The 1,676-nt window shown below is 68.3% G+C and carries 1 protein-coding gene; it reads left to right on the top strand.

Annotated features, from left to right (window positions below):
* Window positions 1-1,676, top strand: a 1,676-nt coding sequence (locus tag ACIQU3_RS36840; RefSeq protein ID WP_403930163.1) for a condensation domain-containing protein, incomplete at both ends; no start/stop codon positions are given.

Here is a 1,676-nt window from a genome sequence, read left to right as displayed (position 1 = left end):
ATGGTCCCCTCGGCGGTCATTGTGCTGGATGCGTTGCCGTTGACGGTGAACGGCAAGCTGGACCGCAAGGCGCTGCCCGCGCCGGAGTATGCGAGTGGTGGGGGCCGGGGTCCGGCGACGGTGCAGGAGGAGATCCTGTGCCAGGCGTTCGCCCAGGTCCTCGGTCTGGACGAGGTGGGGGTCGAGGACGACTTCTTCGCTCTGGGTGGTCACTCGTTGCTGGCGACGCGGTTGGTGAGTCGGGTGCGTGCGGTGCTGGGTGTGGAGGTGGCGCTGCGGACCCTTTTCGAGACGCCGACGCCGGCCGGTCTGGCGGCGCGGTTGGGTCAGGCCGATGAGGCACGTCCGGCTCTGGTGGCTGGGGAGCGTCCGGAGCGGGTGCCGCTGTCGTACGCACAGCGCCGGCTGTGGTTCATCAGCCAGATGGAGGGGCCGAGCGCGACCTACAACATCCCGATCGGCGTGCGGCTGACGGGGGAGCTGGACCGGCAGGCCCTGGAAGACGCTCTGTGCGACGTCCTGCAACGTCATGAGGTGCTGCGGACGGTGTTCGCGGTGGCCGATGGGGAGCCGTATCAGCGGATCCTGTCGGTCGAGGAGAGCGGCTTCGCGCTGACCGTCACGGATGTGCGCGCGGACGAAGTGGACGCGGGTGTGGCGGAGGCGGCGCGGTGCGCCTTCGACCTTGCGGAGGAGATCCCTGTCCGGGCCCGGTTGTTCAGGGTGGGTCCGGATGAGCATGTGCTGGTGCTGGTGGTGCATCACATCGCGGGTGATGGCTGGTCGATGGGTCCGTTGGCGCGGGATGTGTCGGTGGCGTACGGGGCCCGGCGTGAGGGGCGTGTGCCGGGGTGGGCGCCGTTGCCGGTGCAGTACGCGGATTACGTGCTGTGGCAGCAGGAGGTGTTCGGGTCGGAGGAGGATCCGGAGAGTGTGCTCTCGCGTCAGGTGGGGTTCTGGCGTGAGGCGCTGGCCGGTGCTCCGGAGGAGCTGACGCTGCCGTTCGACCGCACGCGTCCTGCTGTGGCATCACATCGAGGTGGCAGGGTGCGCTTCGTGCTGCCACCCGAGGTGCACGCGGGACTGAGCAGTCTGGCACGGGAGTCCGGAGCGAGTCTGTTCATGGTCGTGCAGGCGGCCTGGGCGGCACTGCTCACGCGGCTGGGCGCGGGGACCGACGTGCCGATCGGTTCACCGATCGCAGGACGGACCGACCAGTCGCTGGACGATCTGGTCGGCATGTTCGTCAACATGCTGGTCCTGCGTACCGACACGTCGGGGGACCCCTCCTTCCGCGAGCTCATCGCGCGGGTCAAGGAGAGCGACCTGGCCGCCTTCGCGCACCAGGACGTGCCGTTCGAGCGACTGGTGGAGGAGCTCAACCCGACCCGCTCCATGGCACGGCACCCGCTTTTCCAGGTCGTGCTCAGCTTCCAGAACAACCGTCCGGCCAAGCTCGAAATGGCCGGCCTTCGAGGCTCCGCCGCACACGCGCAGTCCACCACGGCCAAGTACGACCTCGCGCTCTACATGGAGGAGCGGGAGGAAGGCATTGCCGCGGCGCTGGAATACGCCCTCGACGTGTTTGATGCGGGGACGGCTGAGCGTTTGGTGGGTTGGTTCGGTCGTTTGTTGGAGGGTTTGGTTGCGGATCCTGATGTGCGGGTGGGGGGTGT

It is taken from the genome of Streptomyces sp. NPDC101110, from assembly GCF_044759525.1.
Classification (GTDB): domain Bacteria; phylum Actinomycetota; class Actinomycetes; order Streptomycetales; family Streptomycetaceae; genus Streptomyces.
The sequence above is the reverse complement of the archived record's forward strand: the minus strand, read 5'-3'. Positions and strand labels throughout refer to the sequence as shown.